At 38.6% G+C, this 20,092-nt stretch carries 15 protein-coding genes; 5 read left to right on the top strand and 10 right to left on the bottom strand.

Annotated features, from left to right (window positions below; translation table 11 throughout):
* The first annotated feature begins 10 nt into the window (after nt 1–10).
* A complete protein-coding gene (locus J5X91_RS08955; RefSeq protein WP_011327159.1) occupies nt 11–511 on the top strand; it encodes a DUF3299 domain-containing protein in 501 nt (166 codons plus the stop codon).
* A 224-nt stretch (nt 512–735) separates the two neighbouring features.
* On the opposite strand, the gene J5X91_RS08950 is transcribed toward J5X91_RS08955, so the two are convergent.
* The 3 genes from J5X91_RS08950 to J5X91_RS08940 all read right to left on the bottom strand — a co-directional run bounded on the left by J5X91_RS08950 (nt 736) and on the right by J5X91_RS08940 (nt 2,578).
* Nucleotides 736–1,083: a four helix bundle protein gene (locus tag J5X91_RS08950; protein WP_208834485.1), complete on the bottom strand. Its 348-nt coding sequence runs from the start codon at nt 1,081–1,083 to the stop codon at nt 736–738.
* Nucleotides 1,084–1,235: 152 nt separating this feature from the next.
* Nucleotides 1,236–2,045 (bottom strand): bifunctional DNA-formamidopyrimidine glycosylase/DNA-(apurinic or apyrimidinic site) lyase, encoded by an 810-nt coding sequence (mutM, locus tag J5X91_RS08945; protein ID WP_208834465.1) that lies wholly within the window; start codon nt 2,043–2,045, stop codon nt 1,236–1,238.
* A 26-nt stretch (nt 2,046–2,071) separates the two neighbouring features.
* Nucleotides 2,072–2,578 carry a hypothetical protein gene (locus J5X91_RS08940; protein ID WP_208834464.1) on the bottom strand — a complete coding sequence of 169 codons (507 nt, stop codon included), beginning with the start codon at nt 2,576–2,578 and terminating at the stop codon, nt 2,072–2,074.
* Nucleotides 2,579–2,697: 119 nt separating this feature from the next.
* Between J5X91_RS08940 and J5X91_RS08935 the strand changes: the two genes are divergently transcribed.
* Nucleotides 2,698–3,624, top strand: a complete 927-nt coding sequence (locus tag J5X91_RS08935; RefSeq protein WP_182684086.1) for a manganese-dependent inorganic pyrophosphatase — start codon at nt 2,698–2,700, stop codon at nt 3,622–3,624.
* Between the two features lie 294 nt (nt 3,625–3,918).
* On the top strand, nt 3,919–4,923 hold the full coding sequence (locus J5X91_RS08930; protein WP_208834463.1) for an acyltransferase family protein: 1,005 nt from the start codon (nt 3,919–3,921) through the stop codon (nt 4,921–4,923).
* 129 nt (nt 4,924–5,052) lie between these two features.
* Here the strand turns inward: J5X91_RS08930 and J5X91_RS08925 are convergent, their stop codons facing one another.
* Nucleotides 5,053–6,219, bottom strand: coding sequence for a nucleotide sugar dehydrogenase (locus J5X91_RS08925; protein ID WP_011327154.1), 1,167 nt, complete (start codon nt 6,217–6,219; stop codon nt 5,053–5,055).
* A gap of 286 nt (nt 6,220–6,505) precedes the next feature.
* Between J5X91_RS08925 and J5X91_RS08920 the strand changes: the two genes are divergently transcribed.
* Nucleotides 6,506–7,930 carry an MBL fold metallo-hydrolase gene (locus J5X91_RS08920; protein WP_089367730.1) on the top strand — a complete coding sequence of 475 codons (1,425 nt, stop codon included), beginning with the start codon at nt 6,506–6,508 and terminating at the stop codon, nt 7,928–7,930.
* A 367-nt stretch (nt 7,931–8,297) separates the two neighbouring features.
* Nucleotides 8,298–9,665, top strand: a complete 1,368-nt coding sequence (locus J5X91_RS08915; RefSeq protein WP_208834462.1) for an MFS transporter — start codon at nt 8,298–8,300, stop codon at nt 9,663–9,665.
* 169 nt (nt 9,666–9,834) lie between these two features.
* On the opposite strand, the gene J5X91_RS08910 is transcribed toward J5X91_RS08915, so the two are convergent.
* The 6 genes from J5X91_RS08910 to J5X91_RS08885 form a co-directional block, all read right to left on the bottom strand.
* A complete protein-coding gene (locus tag J5X91_RS08910; RefSeq protein ID WP_208834461.1) occupies nt 9,835–10,677 on the bottom strand; it encodes a WYL domain-containing protein in 843 nt (280 codons plus the stop codon).
* Nucleotides 10,670–11,542 carry a hypothetical protein gene (locus J5X91_RS08905; RefSeq protein ID WP_208834460.1) on the bottom strand — a complete coding sequence of 291 codons (873 nt, stop codon included), beginning with the start codon at nt 11,540–11,542 and terminating at the stop codon, nt 10,670–10,672. The genes J5X91_RS08910 and J5X91_RS08905 overlap by 8 nt, the downstream gene beginning before the upstream one ends.
* Complete coding sequence (locus tag J5X91_RS08900) at nt 11,529–12,776, bottom strand: hypothetical protein (protein ID WP_208834459.1); 1,248 nt, start codon at nt 12,774–12,776, stop codon at nt 11,529–11,531. The genes J5X91_RS08905 and J5X91_RS08900 overlap by 14 nt, the downstream gene beginning before the upstream one ends.
* Nucleotides 12,776–13,408, bottom strand: coding sequence for a hypothetical protein (locus J5X91_RS08895; protein ID WP_208834458.1), 633 nt, complete (start codon nt 13,406–13,408; stop codon nt 12,776–12,778). Before J5X91_RS08895 ends, J5X91_RS08900 begins: the two co-directional genes overlap by 1 nt.
* A complete protein-coding gene (locus J5X91_RS08890; RefSeq protein WP_208834457.1) occupies nt 13,401–17,132 on the bottom strand; it encodes an ATP-binding protein in 3,732 nt (1,243 codons plus the stop codon). Before J5X91_RS08890 ends, J5X91_RS08895 begins: the two co-directional genes overlap by 8 nt.
* Before the next feature lie 819 nt (nt 17,133–17,951).
* Nucleotides 17,952–19,931 (bottom strand): Calx-beta domain-containing protein, encoded by a 1,980-nt coding sequence (locus J5X91_RS08885; RefSeq protein WP_208834456.1) that lies wholly within the window; start codon nt 19,929–19,931, stop codon nt 17,952–17,954.
* Nucleotides 19,932–20,092: the final 161 nt, after the last annotated feature.

Here is a 20,092-nt window from a genome sequence, read left to right as displayed (position 1 = left end):
TAGGACAATCATGACGTTTTTAAAAACAACTTTTCAATACATCGCCTTGGTAAGCTTAATACTAACCAGCTTTGTTAGTAGTGCAAATCCACCCAAAGAAATTTTTTGGGAAGACCTAATTCCACAAGGTCATATGCAAATAAACACCCAAGCGCAAGCTAACCACGAAGGCAGTGAACAAAACTGGGTTCAACCAGATCTAAACGCACCTGTAGTAAAAGCACTTGATGGTAAATCGGTAAGCCTACCGGGTTTTGTAGTACCACTTGAAGGCGACAGTGAAGTAATTACCGAGTTTTTACTGGTTCCTTATTTTGGCGCCTGTATACACGTACCGCCGCCGCCGCCAAATCAAATAGTACATGTAACCATTAAAGGCGGAGTCCCCATCGACAGCCTATACGACGCCATAGTAGTGACTGGTGTAATTAGCACCCAAACATGGTCAGGCGAAATAGCCCAAGTAGGCTACACAATGAAAGCCGTAGGCGTAGCCCCGTTTGAGCTTTAAAGTCAGGTGTCAGGTGTCAGGTGTCAGGTGTCAGGTGTCAGGTGTCAGGTGTCAGGTGTCAGGTGTCAGGTGTCAGCAAAATGATAAAAATACCACTCTGATAAGTGTGTACTTATTCCACGTTTTTGAATTAAATAAACGCAGTAGTAAATTGCTCGCGCGCATCTAACTTAAACTCAGAGCTTGGCTTTAGCTCTCTCTAAACTAAAGCCATTTTGTCATCTTCAAATTCGAGTTTTAATTTTAGATATCAAGCTTGTCAGCATTTTTGATAACTCAAAGGTTTCGTTTAACCAAGCCCGACCAACATCCGATTCTATATAATTTATATCTATGGCAATATAAATTTGTGTTCGAGCTTCAGCTAACGAAGAACGCGCAATATCTAAAAAGCGAACTTTTTCTTTATCACTATCTCGCGTCATTCCTTCTGCTATATTACTAGGGACAGATAAGCCTGATCGCGTTAATTGATCCCTAAAGCCAAAGTCTTTTTTCAATGTTGGGGTTTTATAAATATCTGCACTTAAACGGGTAGAGCGTTTCCAAACATCTAAGTTTTCAAAATTCATCATTCTGACACCCTTGTACAGATACTTTGATTAAATTAGCTTAGTTTTTAATTAACAAAATACAAATATTTAAAACTAACACCTCCCCCCCCCCTGTAACCTTGTTTTTATCTCTACCTGACACCTGACTCCTGATACCTATAACCTGCCCTTCACTTCTGACACTTCCTACAAAACACAGTACTTCTTTGCCCTAACCTAACTTCTTGTAATTCGCTTTTACACACCAAGCAAGGTTGCCCTTTGCGACCGTACACTAAAAGTTGCTGAGCAAAGTAACCCGGTTTCCCGTCGCTTTGGGCAAAATCTTTTAAGGTAGTGCCACCTTGGGTTATTGCCGCGGCTAGCGTGTCTTTAATTATAGGAATAAGCGCTTCAAAACTTTTCAGCGATACTTTACCGGCTTCGCGGCGAGGGTCTATTCCCGCTTTAAATAACGATTCATTAGCGTAAATATTACCGACCCCTACGACGATGGCGTTATTCATTATAAATTGTTTTACCGGCACTTTTTTATTGCGCGATTGCTGATACACCTGTTTCGCAAAAAACTCGTCAGTAAGCGGCTCAGGCCCGAGCTTTGCCAGTAACTTATGAACTGAGCCCGGCGCTTGCCATAGGCAGCAACCAAAGCGGCGCGGATCGTTTAAGCGCAGCGCTTTACCGTTAGCAAAAATAAATTCTATATGATCGTGTTTTTTAAGTGGCTCGTTAGCACTTACTACACGTAAATTGCCCGACATACCTAAATGCAAAATAGTAGAGCCTAACTCACAGTGTAATAACAAATATTTTGCGCGGCGCTCAACGCCCGTTACGGTTAAACCTGTTAGCTGATATACATCGTCTGGCACCGGCCAACGCATGCTGCCATTATGAATATTTACCTTAGTAACAACTTGATTTAAAACATGCGGGGTTATGCCCATGCGGCTTACTTCTACCTCTGGTAATTCAGGCATTCAATACACTCACTTTATTATAAAGATTATTGTTCACTCGGGGTTGAGCTAGGAAACAACTGTTTAACTACAGCTAAATCAAGCGCAAATACACGCTGGCTATTTTTTTCGAGTAAATAATACTGGCTATCGTCCTTGTAAAGCAAATACACCCAAGGTAATGGTTCGCCCGCCAGTTCAAAGGTAGCTACCGAGAGGGGCGCATTAGGATTAAAAACAACTGACTCATGAACCGACATAAGCTGAGCACTTTGCCACACGTTAACCAGTTCGCCTAACTGCTGCTCCGTGCCTTGCCAAGTAAGCGGCACATCAGTTTGTAATGCGGTTGTACGCCAGCTTGTGCCTATACGTTCAATTTTTTGATCAACAAAACTCAACGTTAATACAAAACTTTGTATTGGTAACACTGGTTGCAGTACCGGCTCGTTATTACTACCACCAATATCTTTGTGCCAACCATTTAAAAAGAAGATCATAATCAACATCGAAAAAATAATAACGTTGTTCCAACCTTTACGGCTTAATTGCATGCTCGATGTTCCTAATTAGCTCAATAGTTTAAAGTGTAACCAAAACTTAATTACACTGTCTATATGTTAAATCCACTATACTTTGTTAGAATACGCGCAAATTTTTAGGAGTTTCATCAATGTCAATGTATGTAGTGGGCCATAAAATCCCAGATTCAGATTCAATATGCGGCGCAATTGCACTCGCTTATTTAAAAAACCAAATTAATGAACCAGCCATTCCAACGCGTCTTGGTGAAGTTTCACCAGAAACTCAATTTATTCTTGATAAATTTGGCTTCGAAGCGCCAGAGCTAAAGCTTAGCTACGCCGGCGAAGATGTGTATATTGTTGACCACACAGAAAAAACCCAAGCACCCGATGATATAGACCAAGCTCGCATAGTCGGCGTAGTAGATCACCATAAGCTTGGCGACCTAACCTCATCAGCACCACTAGAGTGCTGGATCCGCCCTGTAGGTTGTTCAAACACCATAATTAAAATGATGTACGATTTTTACAATGTAGAAATCCCTAAAAACATCGCCGGTATTATGATGTGCGCTATTTTAAGCGACACCGTTATTTTTAAATCGCCAACGTGCACTACTGCCGATATTAAATGTGTTGAAGCGCTAGCAGAAATAGCCGGTATTGACGATCCTAAAGAGCTCGGCATGGAGATGTTTCGCGTTAAATCGGCAGTTGCCGACACGCCTATACGCGACCTGGTTATGCGCGACTTTAAAGACTTTAACATGAACGGCAACCTAGTAGGTATAGGCCAGCTAGAAGTGATCGACCTTGCAGTATTTGACGATATTAAAGCTGATTTAGCGACCGATATCGCCAAGCTTAAAACTGAAGGTAACCGCCACTCAGTATTTTTACTGCTTACCGACATCATGAAAGAAGGCTCAGAAATGCTAATTGCATCAGACGACGCAAACCTAGTAGAGCAAGCTTATGGTGAAAAACCAGCAGACGGAAAAGTATGGCTAGACGGCGTACTGAGCCGTAAAAAGCAAGTAGTACCACCACTACAAGATGCTTTTCAAAAAGTATAATGTAAGCAGATACTAGAGGTCAGCAATCAGACTTCAAAAAAACACCGCGTTTAAATAAACGCGGTGTTTTTATTTAAAATCGTAGTAATCAAATGCTATAAAGTCACACTATCAACAAACATTACTCTAACCAGAAACCGACCGCCCCCTTAAAGTTCACCTCCAAGCCAAAAACAGCACTTTATCGCTGAAACTCACTCTTTATGCTATTTTTAATAAGCACAAGATAAATTCTTCAATGTCGGCTAACTTATACTAACTTAAAACAACAAAATATGAGTGAGAAAAATAATAATGATAAATCGTGATAATAGCCCGGATGCAATTAAAGGAATGTGCATTTTATTGATGGTATTTGGTCACGTTTCATATATAGGTTCTTTTACAAGTAGTCTTTATACAGTGAAAGCCTTTATATACACGTTTCATATGCCATTATTTCTTATTTTATCGGGTTACTTTTTTAGTTTTAACGCTAATATTCAAAACAGTGCGCTAAAGATTTTAAAGAGAATTGCGTTACCCTACCTCATCTTTATTTTTTTATATTTAGTGGGCTTAATACTTGTTCAGTACTTAGGTATTAAAACAACAAACGTGGCCCCAAAAACAATATCTGAATTTATTCGTATCATCTTTTTAAACCCAATTGGAGGATATTGGTTTCTTCACTCCTTAATCGTTATTCAACTCTCAATTCTCTTTTCAAGATATGTAACAGCTCGATTCTCTTCTGATACTAAAAGCATTGCTATCGCACTGCTTATCTCTATATTTATCTTATTAATTATGACCAAGTTCGGGGTTATAACATTTAGAACTGTTACCTATTTTATACTCGGAATTATAGTTAAGCAGCTGTACCCGGATGGCTTTTCGTTCCCCTTTAAACTGTCTTTGCTGCTTGTAGTATTGTTTTATTTAGGAAACACTTTTTGGCTTATCGATATATATAATCTGTTTTCCGCCTCAGAAGTTATATGGTGTTTACTGCTCACATCGTTCTTTTGGTCTTTGTTTATTATTTTTAAAGATAACTATGTAACAAACTTAATGGCATACCTTGGCCGAAACACTCTAATTATATTAGTTTTACATGCACTCTTTATTGTCGTCATGAAACCTTTAAATAATTTATTTTTAGTCTTAGATGCTACGGGGATCATGCAATCGCTTATCGTTACAGTTATAACGTTAGTATTGTGTTTATTTTCAGCAAGGGTATTTGATTACTTAAACATAACCAGATTCATTTTCAATGTAGAGAATATATACAGTAAACAAGATAGAACAGGCTAAAGATAGCGCTCCATTTTAGTAATACTCAAACTTACCCTAATAGGCGCGAATTTATTTCGCGTGCTTTTAACCCAAGCGAAGTATAAACCTGAAAGCAACTATTAATCTCTATCTTTAACCGCCTCACTTTCAATCACTACCAAATAAATCGCGTGTGTATACTTTATCTGTAATATCACTCAACTCTTCAACCATACGGTTAGAAACAACTACATCAGATATTTGTTTAAATTCATTTAAGTTTCTAATAACGCGAGAGTTATAAAAAACATCTTCTTTAAGCTCTGGCTCATACACCACCATTTGCACATTACTGGCTGCAATTCGCTTCATGATCCCTTGAATAGCAGACGCTCTAAAGTTATCAGATCCCGTTTTCATAACGAGCCTGTAAATTCCAACGACTTTAGGATTTCGTTTAATAATTGAATCCGCTATAAAATTTTTACGTGTGGTATTGGCATCAACAATAGCGCAAATCATATTGTTGGGTATGTCTTTATAATTTGCTAATAACTGCTTGGTATCTTTTGGCAAACAATAGCCACCATAGCCAAACGATGGATTGTTATAATGATTACCAATGCGAGGGTCAAGTCCAACCCCTTGTATAATTTGTTTACTATTTAATCCATGCGCTTCGGCATACGTATCAAGTTCGTTAAAATATGCGACCCGCATTGCAAGATAGGTATTTGAAAATAATTTAATGGCTTCAGCTTCGGTCGACTCAGTAAACAACACTGCTATATCTTGTTTAATCGCCCCTTGCTTAAGTAAATTAGCAAATACAGCAGCACGCTCACTTTGCTCACCAACCACAATGCGTGATGGGTGTAGGTTATCGTAAAGCGCCTTACCTTCACGTAAAAATTCAGGAGAAAATATAATATTGTCTACGCCCAGCTGCGCTTTCATCCGCTGCGTAAAACGCACTGGCACTGTCGATTTAACAATTATTACCGCGTGTGGATTATAAGCCAAAGCGTCGTTTATCACGGCCTCAACAGAGCTGGTATTAAAATTATGAGTGTGGGTATCGTAATCGGTAGGGGTCGCTATAATAATAAAGTCAGCGTTACAGTACGCCATGCTTTTATTAGTTGTTGCAGTAAAACTTATATCATCTCGTTGTAAATATTCACTTATATGAAAATCGACTATCGGCGATTGCTTATTATTTAAAAGGGCTATTTTTTGCTCATCTATATCAAGTGCTATAACCTCGTTATGCTGGGCTAGTAACATGGCGTTCGACAAACCAACATAACCAGTACCTACAACTGTTACCTTCATATTCATCCCTAATATTTAAAATATTCTATATCAGCTAAAAGTATAGTTAAGGCTAAATTATAGGCAAATTGAAAAGTGCAAAAAACACACTAGCAACACACTCTGCCCTTATTTTTATTTCTAACTGAAAACTAATCGCAACCCATTACCTACCCTTGCATTTAAACTAATTAAAACTAAGCTGTTACAAACAATACGTTAAAACACTTAAAAGCTGCTTCATCTTTAATTGAAAGTTACGGCTAAAAGTAGATCACCGCCCTTTTTAAGCATACAAGGACGAACAATGAAAATACTGCATCATGGGGCTGTTAATGGCGTTACCGGTTCGTGCCATGAACTAGTGATAAATAACAGCACATCAATACTCATTGATTGTGGACTATTTCAGGGGGAGGATTCAAAAACTGATTTAGCTATTGGGTTTGATATAACTAATGTTACGGCATTAATTGTTACTCATTGCCATATTGATCATGTGGGGCGCATACCGTATTTATTGGCTGCGGGATTTAAAGGGCCTATTTACACCACTAAAGCGTCGGCCAGTTTATTACCACTGGTGATAGAGGATGCATTAAAAGTAGGGGTAACACGCGATCCTAAAATAATTGCTGCCTGTTTAAGCTTGTTAGCCAAGCGTATTGTTGCGGTTGATTTTAAAACCTGGTTTAACTTACCTATCAATCCAAGCGTTAATAATGCTGAAAATACCCAAACAGCCAAAGCACGGTTTCAGCGAGCAGGGCACATTTTAGGTTCAGCCTATGTTGAAATTGACATTCTTGAGAACAAAAGCACTAAAACCACTCCTAACAACACACAAGGTAAAAGTACGCATCGCGTGGTGTTTTCTGGCGATCTAGGCGCGCCCTATACTCCCCTATTACCCACACCTAAGCCGCCGTATAAAGCCGACACTCTAGTCATTGAATCGACCTATGGCGATAAAAACCATCAAGGGCGTAAAGAGCGTACTCAAACATTAAAAAAAGTAATCGAAGGTGCGGTTGCCGATAACGGCGTAGTACTCGTGCCCGCGTTTAGTATAGGTCGAACTCAAGAGCTACTTTACGAACTAGAGCAGTTAATTCACAGCGCACCTAAAAACTCACCATGGCACAGCATACACGTAATACTAGACTCCCCCATGGCGGCAAATTTTACTGAGCAGTACAGAAATTTTAAACATTTATGGGACGCTGAAGCCAAACGCAAAGTTGCCAAAGGCCGCCACCCGCTCGACTTTAAAAACCTAACTACAATCGACACTCATAAAGAGCATGTGGCCATTATTAACTACTTAGCCACTCGCCAAACCCCCGCCATTATTTTAGCCGCCAGCGGCATGTGCACCGGCGGGCGCATTGTAAATTACCTAGCGCGTTTTTTAAGTGACAAAACCACCGACATACTGTTTGTAGGCTATCAAGGACGCGGCACATTAGGGCATGATATACAAACCTATGGCCCTCGTAACGGCTATGTATTTGTAAACGACACTCGCATTATCATAAACGCCAAAGTACACACTATAAGCGGCTACAGCGCCCACGCAGATCAAAATGGGTTAATAAAATTTGTAACCGGCATGCGTAAAAAGCCCAACCATATAAAAATAGTGCATGGCGATGATGATGCGAAAAATGCGCTCGCAAATAAATATCGCGAAATTTTAGGAGAAAAAACATTCGTGGAAATCGCTAAATAATAAAAATTAACCATAGGTAAATGAAGTCTTAGTACACAGTGTGTAAAGCTGCCATTTCGTTCAATTATCCACAATGAAAACTTTTATTAAACAGCATTTAATATTGAACATTTTAATTTTCAAATCATAAAGATCTTCCTCCCTTTTTTAGTCATAATGCGTAGCACATATAAGCGCTGTCGCTTTCTCTGGAATGATGCTCTGAGCCAGATGCAAGTATGCCAACCTGGTAAATAATCACCTGTTTGGGGGAATCACGCAATTATATTGAACTAAAGGCATCGCTTCGCTCTCAACGACATCAAAGCCTTTACAAGCAAATATCTACACGTATCATTTTTAAGACTAGTAAATAAAAGGACTCTTCTTGTTTAAACTTCCCCCGACTACCATTGCACTTATTATCGTTTGTAGCGGCTCTATTATAGGGCCACTTGGCATGGCAGGCGTTAACATAGCTATCCCAAATCTCGCTGAAGATTTAAATGCGAGCGCGAAAATGATCGCGTGGATGCCCACCTTGTATTTACTCAGTAGCGTCATGTTTATGCTACCGTGCGGAAAAATAGCAGACAACTATGGCCGCAAACGCGTATATGCTTCTGGTTTAGCCTTAAATGCGCTGGCCTCGCTTATGTGTGCGCTGGCAACATCGATTGAGTGGGTGCTTTTTTGGCGCTTTATACAAGGAGCCGCAGGCGCCATGATTTTTGGTATCGGCGTTGCCATCATAACCTCTGTCACACCTGATAATAAACGAGGGATGGCACTGGGCACCTCTGCGGCATGTGTGTATATAGGGCTCAGCGCAGCCCCGGCAATGGGTGGTTGGCTCACTGAAATGTGGGGATGGCGCGCCGTGTTTTACTCGCAGATCCCACTGGTACTTATGCTGCTCATTACCATTAAATTGTTTTTACAGGGTGAGTGGAAAAACGATAAAAAATCACCGTTTGACTGGTGGGGCACCGTTATCTTCTCGCTTTTCGCACTGTGCTTAGTATTAGGGTTAAGTGATTTACCACGTATGTCAGGCTGGCTTTTAACATTACTTTCAATCACCTTTTTGATGTTATTTATTGTTCATCAAAGTCGCAGTAGGCGACCACTCATTAGAGTGCAAATGTTTTTAGAAAGTCGTGTATTCAGCCTATCCTTGTCCACTTCCTTTTTAATGTATGCCAGTAACTTTTCACTGGCCTTTTTATTAAGTTTGTATTTGCAATATATTAAAGGATTAAGCCCCGCACATGCAGGGCAAATCGTATTACTCCAAGCGGTGTCAATGGCTATCATGGCGCCACTGGCAGGTAAATTTGCCGATAAAATACAGCCGCGCTTACTTGCTACATTAGGCTGTGTCATTGTTATGGTTGGCTTTTTTCTACTTTCTCTACTAACGGTGAACTCAAGCACAACTTATATTAGCGGCTCACTGTTATTGCTAGGCATTGGCTTTGGCTTATTTTCAACCCCAAATAACAATGCCATTATGGGCGCCGTAGATAAAAGTGAGCTAGGGGTTGCGTCTTCCTCAATGAATTTGTCACGCACGATTGGTAATTTATTTGGTATGAGCTTAATCAACTTAATTGTGCAGTATTACCTTGGAGACAGCACTTTTTCAGCGCAAAATAGCCCCGCATTAATGAGTACTATTTCATTGGCGTTTAAAATGTCTTTAGGATTTGTAATTCTAGCAAGCTGTATTTCTGCACTGCGTGGTCGAGCTTAAATTGTGTTTAAAAATAATAGAAATGGACAATGCCCATCCTTAATTGGAGCCTGGCATTGTCGCAATTATCGACCCATTTCGAATGTTCGAATAGTTGACGTGTTAGATATTTCATTTTTAGCCTGACACAGAATTATGAACGCCTTCCTAACTTGAAAAACTCCGATACTCACCCGCCAAATAACCACGGTTTAATCTCATCATAATTTTTTAAATACAAAGGTCTTTCCAAAGGGTTGCTATCTCTAACGTGTTTCTCTATTAAATAAAACTGGAGATAATACTCAGTCATAGCCGCTCTTACTTTGACTGAAAAGCTCTCGCCCCGCCCTTTATCCATCATGATTACATTTTTTTGCTCACACGTTAAACTCGGTTGCGGCGCGATATGTAATTCAACTGACGTCATCCATGCAGTGTCTTTTTCAGCATCAATGGTCGAAGATGAAAATAACTCTGCCTGCGTTATTCTACCTAGATGAAAATCCCTAAATTCACTTCTAAATTCATCGAATGCTCTACAATGCCAGCGCACTCCGCTATCAGCTAATGCTATTGGGTGTATTATTCGCTCTTTTCCGGCAGGTTGAGATAGTGAGTAATATGTAATTTTAACAGCCTGCTTTTTAGTAATAGCTTGGGTAATCATTCTGACAACTTTAGGATCAACAGAGCCTGTATATAACGGGCCAAAGTCTATTGCCAACGCTCCCCAATAATCAGACTTATACACTTGGCTATTGATCCTTAAAAAGGCTGCATACTCTTGCCACGAGCCATCGATATAATTGCATGAAAAAGACGCGGCGGGTTCATACCTTTTTAAGCTTTTATTGTAGATGAGTGTACCTGGGTATAGCTCCCTATAGTCAGTTAAGCTTTTAGTAATATTACTAATGGTAACTTTAAACAATTTCGCTAAAGTCGATGCATTTACTACACCTTCCCAATAAGCAAACATTTCAATAGCTTTTAATCTGGATCCTTTTGTACCTAAGCCCCCATTAATCATTATATTTCACGCCTTTTATTAAACCAAGAGAAGTACTATGAGTGATGAGGTGCTCCTGTGTAATTGCTAACTTTCTCTTTTGCATATCTTCTAATATGGATTTAATTTGTGGTGGTGTTTTTTGACAGTTGATTCTTCTAAACAACTGAGGAAACTGTTTTTCGAATTCTTCAGCTTTTGATTTCATTAAAATACTGTCAGATAAGAATATCGGCACAACTATGTCGATATAGCAGTATTGAGATAATTTCAAAGCCATATCAATACCTGCAGCATCATGGTCAAAAAAGATACCAACATTAACACTGGGGTTGAGTTCATTAAGCATTATTTTAAGGTGATTTTGGTTTTCACCATAGCCTTTAAATAAGATAAGTGCATTTTGATATTCCTTAGGCAGATGAGGAATGACTTTATCCCAGTTTGTTATTAGCTCACCATTTTCCACAATCAATAATGTATGAATCTTAGTAATATCTAGTTTCTCATAACGCATTGAATAAACGATGCCTGGTTGAACATGAACCGTTGAACCAATAACGGGGATCGGCGCTTTACCTGCCATAGACAACATCCCATCAAAGACGCCTCCTCTCGCCCATTTTTCATTTTTCAGCTTTTTAGCTGCAATTAACCGAGTATCAACATCTAAGTCTATAGTTAATAATGGTGCTTCGAGTGCGTTATCAAAGTACTTTTCAATGTAAGCCAAATTTTCAGCAGTAAAATAAATTTTCTTATTTCTGATATCTGCTATGTCCAGCTCTTCTACTATCGTCTTAAGAACAGCAGACTCATTAACTACTCGCGGAGATTTTTGAATTAATCGCTGAGCAGCCCGCACGGTCTTTTTATCTAATTTCATTTGAGACCTTTTTAAAAATTATGTCTGTGACATAAACAGTCCCATCGAATGGAGGGGTTATTTCTCTTAACTCCTGCACGTGTGCAATTTTTAAAACGGATTTTCGTTGAGCTTCAAAGTAGCTCGTTATCATCAACATCCAATCTTCAACGCTTGAGGCAACTTTTAGTTGGTAATATGCCTTTATCGCAGAGAGATCGTCAGTGTGTTCACTATCGAATAATGCATCAAAAAAGAATTCTACATTTTCAATCAGAGAATCAATTTTCTCATCAAGTTCAACACCTCGCTCATCCGTAATAACAACGCTTTCATCCTCGGTATTTAATTGATTAGGCGTGTTTCCAGATTTTTTTAGCGCAGATAAAGACGCATCTATCAATAGCTCTTCATCTCTCGCACTATCTAAATCCCCATAGCCACCTAAAGGTAACTTTTCAGCAATAGATACACAAACAGGCAAATTCAAAAAAGAGGATATATCGGGTCTATAACCTGGCTCTGATGTGTATTTACCATGAAACGAATCAATTAATTTATTTAATCGTTGAGCACTTTTATCTTTCATCAGTTTATCTAGCATTTTAACCAATTTACGGTTACTCGCTGCTAAATCTTTTAAGCATTTATCGACATGGGCTTTTAAAACTTTCATAAGCAACCTTTCAAGTTGAAGGTCAACCCCTACCCAGCTATTCATTTTATCGACGCTTAACTGATTGAACACATGGTTTAACTTTGTTATTTCTTGTTTACAACGAGATGTTTGTTTAATTTTTTCATCAATGTCGCAAACGACACTAAACTCATCACCTATAATGTGATGAAACATATTAACGGTGTCTGTTAGCGTATCCATCAACTCCATAACTGTTTCACGTATCTCATCAAAGAATCGCTCACCATCACTATAACGGCGAGTTTTAGCTTGTTTATAACTTTGGATGGTATTTTCTAGGTCCTCTATCAACCCTGAAAAAGCGCCATGCCTTTCTCTAAACCGGTGCCTGCTTGTGACATGGTCTAATAACCCACGGACTTTACTGTGTAACTGAACACCAAGTGACTCATCTAAATAATAGGCTAATCGGTTTTTGCTCAAAGAGTTAATCACTTGCTCATTTTCTGGCAAGTCTTCAATTTGACCTCTTGCGATATAACAAGACTCATCGATAACATCTATATGCTTATTGAGGGCTCTGATGGCAGCCTTTGAATCTTCTTTTCTTCCCATTAGAACAACTCCGCTTGTTCTTCATTACCATCACTTTCGCCTTCGATGCCCTCATATAGTTTTATAAACTCTAGTTGATCGTAAATTAATGACCATTTTGCCGTGGCTATATAGACAGATCCGCTGCCGCCTATTGAAGTCAGGTACTTTTCATCTACTAAATGTTGCAATATTGAACGCAGTTTCGTTTTCGTTTCAGTCGAGTTTTGTGCCCTTTTAAACTTATGTGCAATGTTCTCTAACTGCAACTTAAGTGATGATGACTCTTCTATCGCAGCAAGTAATTCAGATTCTTTAATTCTCATGCCTGCTTCTATCGGCCTTGATTCATGCTCTGCATTACGAACTAAACGTAACCAGTCAATTAACCCTTCTAAATTGATAATGATATATTCAAAGTGTTTTTCAACAGCATTTCGCTTTGTTTTATCTTCAATCGAACTGAACACGCAATAAAACCCTTTGCGATCTCTCGTTCTGGCAACCTTTCTACCAATACGGTGAAGGAAATTATTTACTGACTCTTCATTCTCTGGCGTATCTAAATATGAAAAACAGTCTGAATTTGATACCTCACAGACGATATTTTGATTTAGTAATGCTTCAATACAGTGTTCAAAACGACTAGACATTAGCGTCTCTCCCTACACCTTGCTCTGATCTGCTGGTGATCAGAGGATTTTGCTTGCTTGTTTTTCTAGATACATATTTCTTTATACCTAAATTTTTATCCACATGATTTTTAGAAGTAAAGTATCTCAATAGTACAACCGATGGATTGGGCTGCGCGCAAAATAGTGAAATATTGTTCTGATCCATAAAATCAAAAAGAAGCATAACATTTTCATCCGACAGCTCACCGAGTTCATCTAGAGGCCAATGAATCGTGATGTTATGATCTTTACACAAATAGCGCGTCATTCCACAGAAAACAACAATGACGGCTAACTTTGAAATACCCGTACTACTGATGCTCTTTAAGTCTGCATCCGTTCTTATATTTACTAATCGACCGTTCTCTATCATAGAAATATCAATATCCACTAAAGACTCAATGGAGCTTGAAATTTTGCTGCCTTTCAGTTCAGAAATAACACTGGAGAAAGTTGTTACAAAATCTTTTTCAGGTAAATTATCTTTGCCTAGCTCCCCCCAGCGCTCCCAAACCCTATTGAATGCGATTAACTCAGACCAAAGATCAAATTCATCAACCTTTGAAACAAGCTCAATTTTAATATCATCTAATGCATTGAAATTGTTTGAAGTATTGATTTCTTTAACTAACTTAGCAGACACATTTTTTACTTTTTTCTTTAACCCTGTGAGTGCTTGGTAAAAGCGGATATATCTTTCACCAACCGTTTTTATTGATTCCAAAATAACGGCTTTTATATCGGGTATTGACTCTTCGATTAACACTTTGACATCGACTACGCTTTCAATATAAAGGTCTTCACTGAACTTTTCATGCGCCGATATAGCAATGCGCTGCTCTTCCATACTGCGCCAAATATGAAGGACTTTATTATTTGATTTCCCTGTGACTAATAATATTTCGCCTACTTTTTTAACCGCAGAGCTAATTTTCCATCTAAGTGTTTTAATAGACGTTACAGACTCTTTAGCTGACTGAATCATCACCTCGATTGGTATTGAATCATCTAATTGAGCAGGTTGATGGCCCACTGGGATATATTGACTGTGTAATTCAATGTCTTCTAAAGCAGAATCAACCGCAGACTTCATCTGCTCTAGTTTTTCAATTGCTCTATCCAACTCATTTAATACTGAATTTTTATCATCCATAGTGCGCTTGGACTGTTCAGTCGCTGTTGTTATTTCTTTTTCAATTTGTGAAATACTTTTATTGAGCAATGCAAGCTCTGACTCATATGATTCAACTTTACGCCAAGTAGACGATTCCCATGCCTTATAATCAGCAATAATGTGCGAGAACGCTTTTACCTCGGTGTATTTCGCTTGGGATTCCACTTGTCGTTGTTTGGCGACTTGAACCGTTTTTGGGTCAATATCCTTATCTCTTAGTACACAATTAAATGCATCTTTAAGTTCAATTAAACGCTGTTTCAAGTCATTTTTAACCACCGTTATAGCGTCTTCTTTCGCTGCAATTGTTTCAACCATTTGCGAGTGCGCTGCAGAGGCATTTGCTTTAAAGGCAATAAGTTCTTCTTGATACTGATGACGAATTTCTAATTCACGTTTTTTTGTCGCGTCATCAAACTGCTGTTGCGCTTCAATGGCTTGCGTTATTTGACTATCGAGAGCTCGCAACCGACTAGATACATCCTTATTAATGGTGTGTATTGTTGCTTTTTCTTGTAGTTCAAACTTACCAATATCGTCTTTATACCTTTGATCATCTCGAAGCAGTTTGCCGATACCTAGACCAATAGTATTCACATCATTATTTAAAGTTGAGATCTTTTTATCTATCTCTTTAATATCTTTAACTAAATTATCAATTTCACGACTTATTTCTTCTCGCTGTTGGCTTAATATTTCATCAGACTGCGCTTCTTCTGGCAGTAGTATGTTCTCTAAATCAATAAGCACACCATAAAAAGAACTGTGCTCTGAAGCATCCGCAATACCAGGCGATAATGTTTTGAGCGTGAGTAACTCTGGCCTGATCACTTTACCAATTGTTGAACGCCAACTTTTTAAATTTTGGTTTAAATAACTGCGAACAGTACCATCCTCTGGGGTTAATCGGTGTGTGATCTCAATTCTTTTATTTCTTTTATTGTCTAATTCATTATTTTTTTGTTTTCGCTGGGCTAATAATTTTTCTCTTTCTTGTTTTTTATTATCTAGTTGCTCTTGCGCATTCTTTTGCTGTACATAAAGCTCATTAATTAAAAAGCGATTTAATTCCACTACTTTTTTCTTAAGGTTATCTAACGATCTCTGCTCCTCGTGTGTGTAATTACTCGCTTTTTGATGCTCAATCTGTAATGAATGAACTGCTTCCAATAATGCTTTACTTTGGGTATTTCGTTCTTCCTTAAACACGTGTTGTTTTTGGTTGAATTGCTCACTCTTTTCCAGCTCTTTTTGCTGCATTTCGAGCTCAAATTGGTATAAGCTTTCTTGGAGTTCACTTATCTTTTGCGTTAACGCTAACTCTTCTCGATTTGCTTCCATTTCATGTTTACTTACTTCAGCATCGTAAGCCTGCTTTTCAGTGTGAACAGACTCTAGTAATGCTTTAAAATGCTTTGCATCTTTTTCAGCTTTATCTTCTAAAAAGCTTAAACCTTCGTATTCAGCTATTTTGGATACAATGTCGATTTCTGTATCCCATTTTTCACGCGCATCATAAATGCTATCGATTAAACTCTTTTTAGTTTCGGCTTTATTAAAGTCCTTCCCAAATGCTGAGTTAAGACGTGATAGCTGCTCTTGGGATTTTTTAAAGAGTTCACTTTTTTCAATTTTAAGCTGCTTTCTCTTGAGGCTTTGTTCTTCAAGCAGATTAACATTGGCGGATAGCTCATTTTTCAGCTTACTTTGGTATGAAAGCAAGTAGCCCCATGACTCTTTTAACGCCTCATATTGAGCAATTGATTCTGAAAATTTATCTTTGTGCTTTTCCAGTTCAATTAACGTCTCAATACTACTAACATACTCCATATCTTCTTTGTGATAAGGCGCTTCACCTATTTCAATTTGATCAGTTAAAAAACTGTCAACAACCATCAACTTAAATTGTGCTAAAAGCTTATCATGACGCATGAGTACTGATGACAATGAGTCTATATGCCTCATTTGAGAGTCACTTGAACATAAGGAATACTGATGCGCTAACGGGATAAGTGAACCTTCTGTTTTTCGGCGTGTTCTTAAGCGTTGCTTATCATTTTGTATGATTGAGCGATAATCAATACTCGTCGATATTTGTTTTGAAACATCATACTTGTTAGATACATATTTTCTTAACCACTCTTTTGCGTTACCACAGTCATGCAATGCATCTAACATTGCTTGACCAAATAGAGCTTCACTGGCTGGCGCATCGATAAACCTATATGCTATTGAGTCGTTTGAGCGATATAGAACAACGCACTTAGAGCTCCCTGTTTTTTTATATTCGAAAACAATCATGGATTTTTTTGTTGGTAAATAATGATTTACAAAAGAGACTTTACCCGCAGCCCTATCTACCACCTTACTGGGCTCGATACCATAAAATACCGGTATAAGACTAAGTAACGTCGTTTTACCAGCCCCGTTACCCCCTGTATTATTTGTATGGCCTAAGCATTCAACCCCCGTTAATCTTCCTTTAAAGTATGAATGATGCAGATATATTTCTACTAAACCCGTTTCCATGTTGATTCACCAAAGCCCAATTGAGTACATTGTTTTAATGTACATCAAAACAGAGTGGTTAAAAACTGTTCATTCAAACAGTGTAATTACTCGACAATTTTTAGCTCTGACTAATGTCCTTAGTTAGTTCATTGATCGTAGCACCCTTGGTGCTGTAACCACATAAGATGCCTAACATTTTGTGTAACCCATATGTTTCTAACATGACACCTCGTACCTCTCATTTGTAATCAGTCTCACGTGAGACTATATGAGACGTTGATTTTAGCGCTCTTTGTTGGCTATTTATTAATGGGGGCATGAACGGGCCTTAAATCAACATCAAACCATTTAAAATCAATTACTTAAATTTAAACCGCTTTACTTTAAACAGTAATACAACACGACTTAAAACGGATAAGCCATTGAAATTTAAAGAAAAATACCCCAAATAGTGAAGGTTATCGGCTGTTGCGGTTTGATAACGTCAGGTTGTTTAGTGATTTTGGCGCGAACAAAATTGTCAGGTAATACCTTTAGCTTGTTTTTTACGGCATAAAAAGTTGTTTTTGATAAAGCATTTTGCTGACAATACTCAGTGATAGTTAAATCACTCGATTGTTGCTCTTCTATTATATTACGCTACTGCTCAAGGCTACGTGTTTTTCTCATAGCTACCTCTTAATTGAAATTCGGAAATAGCTTAATCGTTTTGTCGAGTTACTTGCAGGTGCACTTGGCTAGATGCTTACCTTAAACCAGGTAAGCAATTGAAATAAAACAAAAAAATCTACGACAGTAAAAGCCAAGTCCCATATGAGACTTGGCTTTTTTCGTTTCTTATTTCTTAAGTTTACGCCTGCCTGCTAAACCTGCACCAAGTAGTAAAAATAAGAAGCCAAGTGAACCTCCGCTTGATTCGCCATTACCAGCGTTCGCAGAGTCATTATCGATAATATCTACTACAAGTGACGATGTATTAATCAGCGCACCCGCATCATCACTAGATAAGTTAATTGTCATCTGGTAATTACTTTCATCAACGTTATTGTCCGTGAATGGTATCGCCACTGTTTTTTCAGTTTCATTTTGGTTAAATGCAACCGTTGTAACCGTGTCTACACCTTTTACTGAACTTGTCACCTTAACCGAGGTTGCTGCAAAGCCACCTTCACGCTTTATGGTTAATGAATAGCTACCAGCACTTTCCGATACAGTCTTATTGCCTTGCATATCAAATGTACCAGCACCACTAGCATCATCATCAATCAAAGTAATTACATGTGACCTTACATCAAACTCGACACCTGCATTAGGACTCGCAATAGTTACGGTTACTGTTTTATCTATCTCTGCCACATCATTAGATGGCGTTGTAACTGATACTTGCTGCTCAACTACACCTTCTTTGAAGATGATATTTTCATTAAGTGGAATATAATCAGTACCTTCAACCGCATTATCACTTTGTGTTTTAACGTTAACAACAATCTCACCCACGCCACCAGCACGCGTAATAGTTAGCTCAATCTCTTTCCCTTCTTCAAGCTCTGAAGGGCCGTAAATTGACACTACACCACCCGCACCTTGGCTATCACCATCTAGCAATGTAATTGCGGCTTCACTTTGCGCACCCACTGCTAGTTTATAAGGGTATTTTAGGTGCATTTTTAATGTTTCTACACCTTCATCAACACCATCATTAACAAATGGGTAAACTATTTCAGCTTGCGTTTGACCTGCTTCAAACTCAGCTAATACAAATGACGTTGTAAAGTCCTCGCCCCAAAGTGCTGATCCATTTTCAGCAAACACCTTAACACTCGCAGGCACTGAAATATCACCATTACGAATAAGTGTTATTGCTACTCCTTCTGACTCATTACCGCTAAATGAAACATCTTTAAAAGTTACAGTTCCTGACTCAACTACACCTTCACGCCTTTGTGATGTGGCTGCGTAGTTATCTACTAGAACCTTTGCGTTATATGCCTTACCTTCATCACCACAGGCCTGACCTCCATTTGTAATGTTTGGATCTGAAAAGTGACGCAGTGTAGCTGCTTGTGGGCTTGAAGAATACATCATCGTTTGCTTACCACCACACTGCCAAGCACGAGCGTACTCAGGACCAATATTTGCTTTATCTTCTTCGTGATCAAGCCCAAAATTATGACCAATTTCATGCGCAACTATTGTTTGCTTGGTCGAATCCCCACCAATATCAACTGCACTTGAGTACTCCCCGCCTATACCTGCAAGGCCCAAATGTGGATCACCAGCACGCTGCTCACGAAGGTAAACCACTAAATCAGCTTTCCATTTATTTTGATAAATCTCATATTCTGGGCTTTTTTCTAGCTCACCATTCACCATTATATTTTCATTTAGGGCAGCCAACGAAAACAAGTACTCTGCACCATCTTGAACAACTACACCATCTTCCACAACATCCACATAAGGTGCGCTATCTGGGACTGATTCAACGGGTACAATATCTTTAATAGTGACGTTATAGCCTTCCAAACCATGAGTTAATAAAGCTTCGTTGAGTGTGTTAACGAAATCAACTGAGCGGTTGTATACGTTATACTCTCCGAATGTTGAAGCATAGCTTGGTTGGTAAAATACAACTAACTCCACACTGGGAACTGAATTAGATTTTACAGCGCTAATACCGCCAAACCCATACATCGTAGGTAAGTGCTGCTGCAAAGTGTTTTCTGATTCGTAGTTCGAGCGAATGTCTGCAGGGCTTGCTGTTGCAAAAAAAGTGGCACCAGCTAAAAGTGGTAAAGTAACGGTTTTTAATAGTTTCATTTTTAGTTCCTAATTATTTAATTCGTATCCATCATATATTTTTAAAATAAAGCCGCAGAAAAAGACCATGTTCAGTTTAAGCCTTGCACTATAGGTCATTGCTTATGACTGCCGTCACTTTTTGTGTTCTTACCTGCCCACTAGGTATGTGTTTTATTGTG

The organism is Pseudoalteromonas sp. K222D (assembly GCF_017653575.1).
GTDB classification, from domain to species: Bacteria; Pseudomonadota; Gammaproteobacteria; order Enterobacterales; family Alteromonadaceae; genus Pseudoalteromonas; species Pseudoalteromonas nigrifaciens.
This window is presented reverse-complemented; position numbering and strand designations above follow the sequence as displayed.

Bases quoted from the DNA above. Each gene is read 5' to 3' on its own strand.
- J5X91_RS08955 (WP_011327159.1), top strand. From the start codon at position 11: ATGACGTTTTTAAAAACAACTTTTCAATACATCGCCTTGGTAAGCTTA.
- J5X91_RS08950 (WP_208834485.1), bottom strand. From the start codon at position 1,083: ATGAATTTTGAAAACTTAGATGTTTGGAAACGCTCTACCCGTTTAAGT.
- mutM (WP_208834465.1), bottom strand. From the start codon at position 2,045: ATGCCTGAATTACCAGAGGTAGAAGTAAGCCGCATGGGCATAACCCCG.
- J5X91_RS08940 (WP_208834464.1), bottom strand. From the start codon at position 2,578: ATGCAATTAAGCCGTAAAGGTTGGAACAACGTTATTATTTTTTCGATG.
- J5X91_RS08935 (WP_182684086.1), top strand. From the start codon at position 2,698: ATGTCAATGTATGTAGTGGGCCATAAAATCCCAGATTCAGATTCAATA.
- J5X91_RS08930 (WP_208834463.1), top strand. From the start codon at position 3,919: ATGATAAATCGTGATAATAGCCCGGATGCAATTAAAGGAATGTGCATT.
- J5X91_RS08925 (WP_011327154.1), bottom strand. From the start codon at position 6,219: ATGAAGGTAACAGTTGTAGGTACTGGTTATGTTGGTTTGTCGAACGCC.
- J5X91_RS08920 (WP_089367730.1), top strand. From the start codon at position 6,506: ATGAAAATACTGCATCATGGGGCTGTTAATGGCGTTACCGGTTCGTGC.
- J5X91_RS08910 (WP_208834461.1), bottom strand. From the start codon at position 10,677: ATGATTAATGGGGGCTTAGGTACAAAAGGATCCAGATTAAAAGCTATT.
- J5X91_RS08905 (WP_208834460.1), bottom strand. From the start codon at position 11,542: ATGAAATTAGATAAAAAGACCGTGCGGGCTGCTCAGCGATTAATTCAA.
- J5X91_RS08900 (WP_208834459.1), bottom strand. From the start codon at position 12,776: ATGGGAAGAAAAGAAGATTCAAAGGCTGCCATCAGAGCCCTCAATAAG.
- J5X91_RS08895 (WP_208834458.1), bottom strand. From the start codon at position 13,408: ATGTCTAGTCGTTTTGAACACTGTATTGAAGCATTACTAAATCAAAAT.
- J5X91_RS08890 (WP_208834457.1), bottom strand. From the start codon at position 17,132: ATGGAAACGGGTTTAGTAGAAATATATCTGCATCATTCATACTTTAAA.
- J5X91_RS08885 (WP_208834456.1), bottom strand. From the start codon at position 19,931: ATGAAACTATTAAAAACCGTTACTTTACCACTTTTAGCTGGTGCCACT.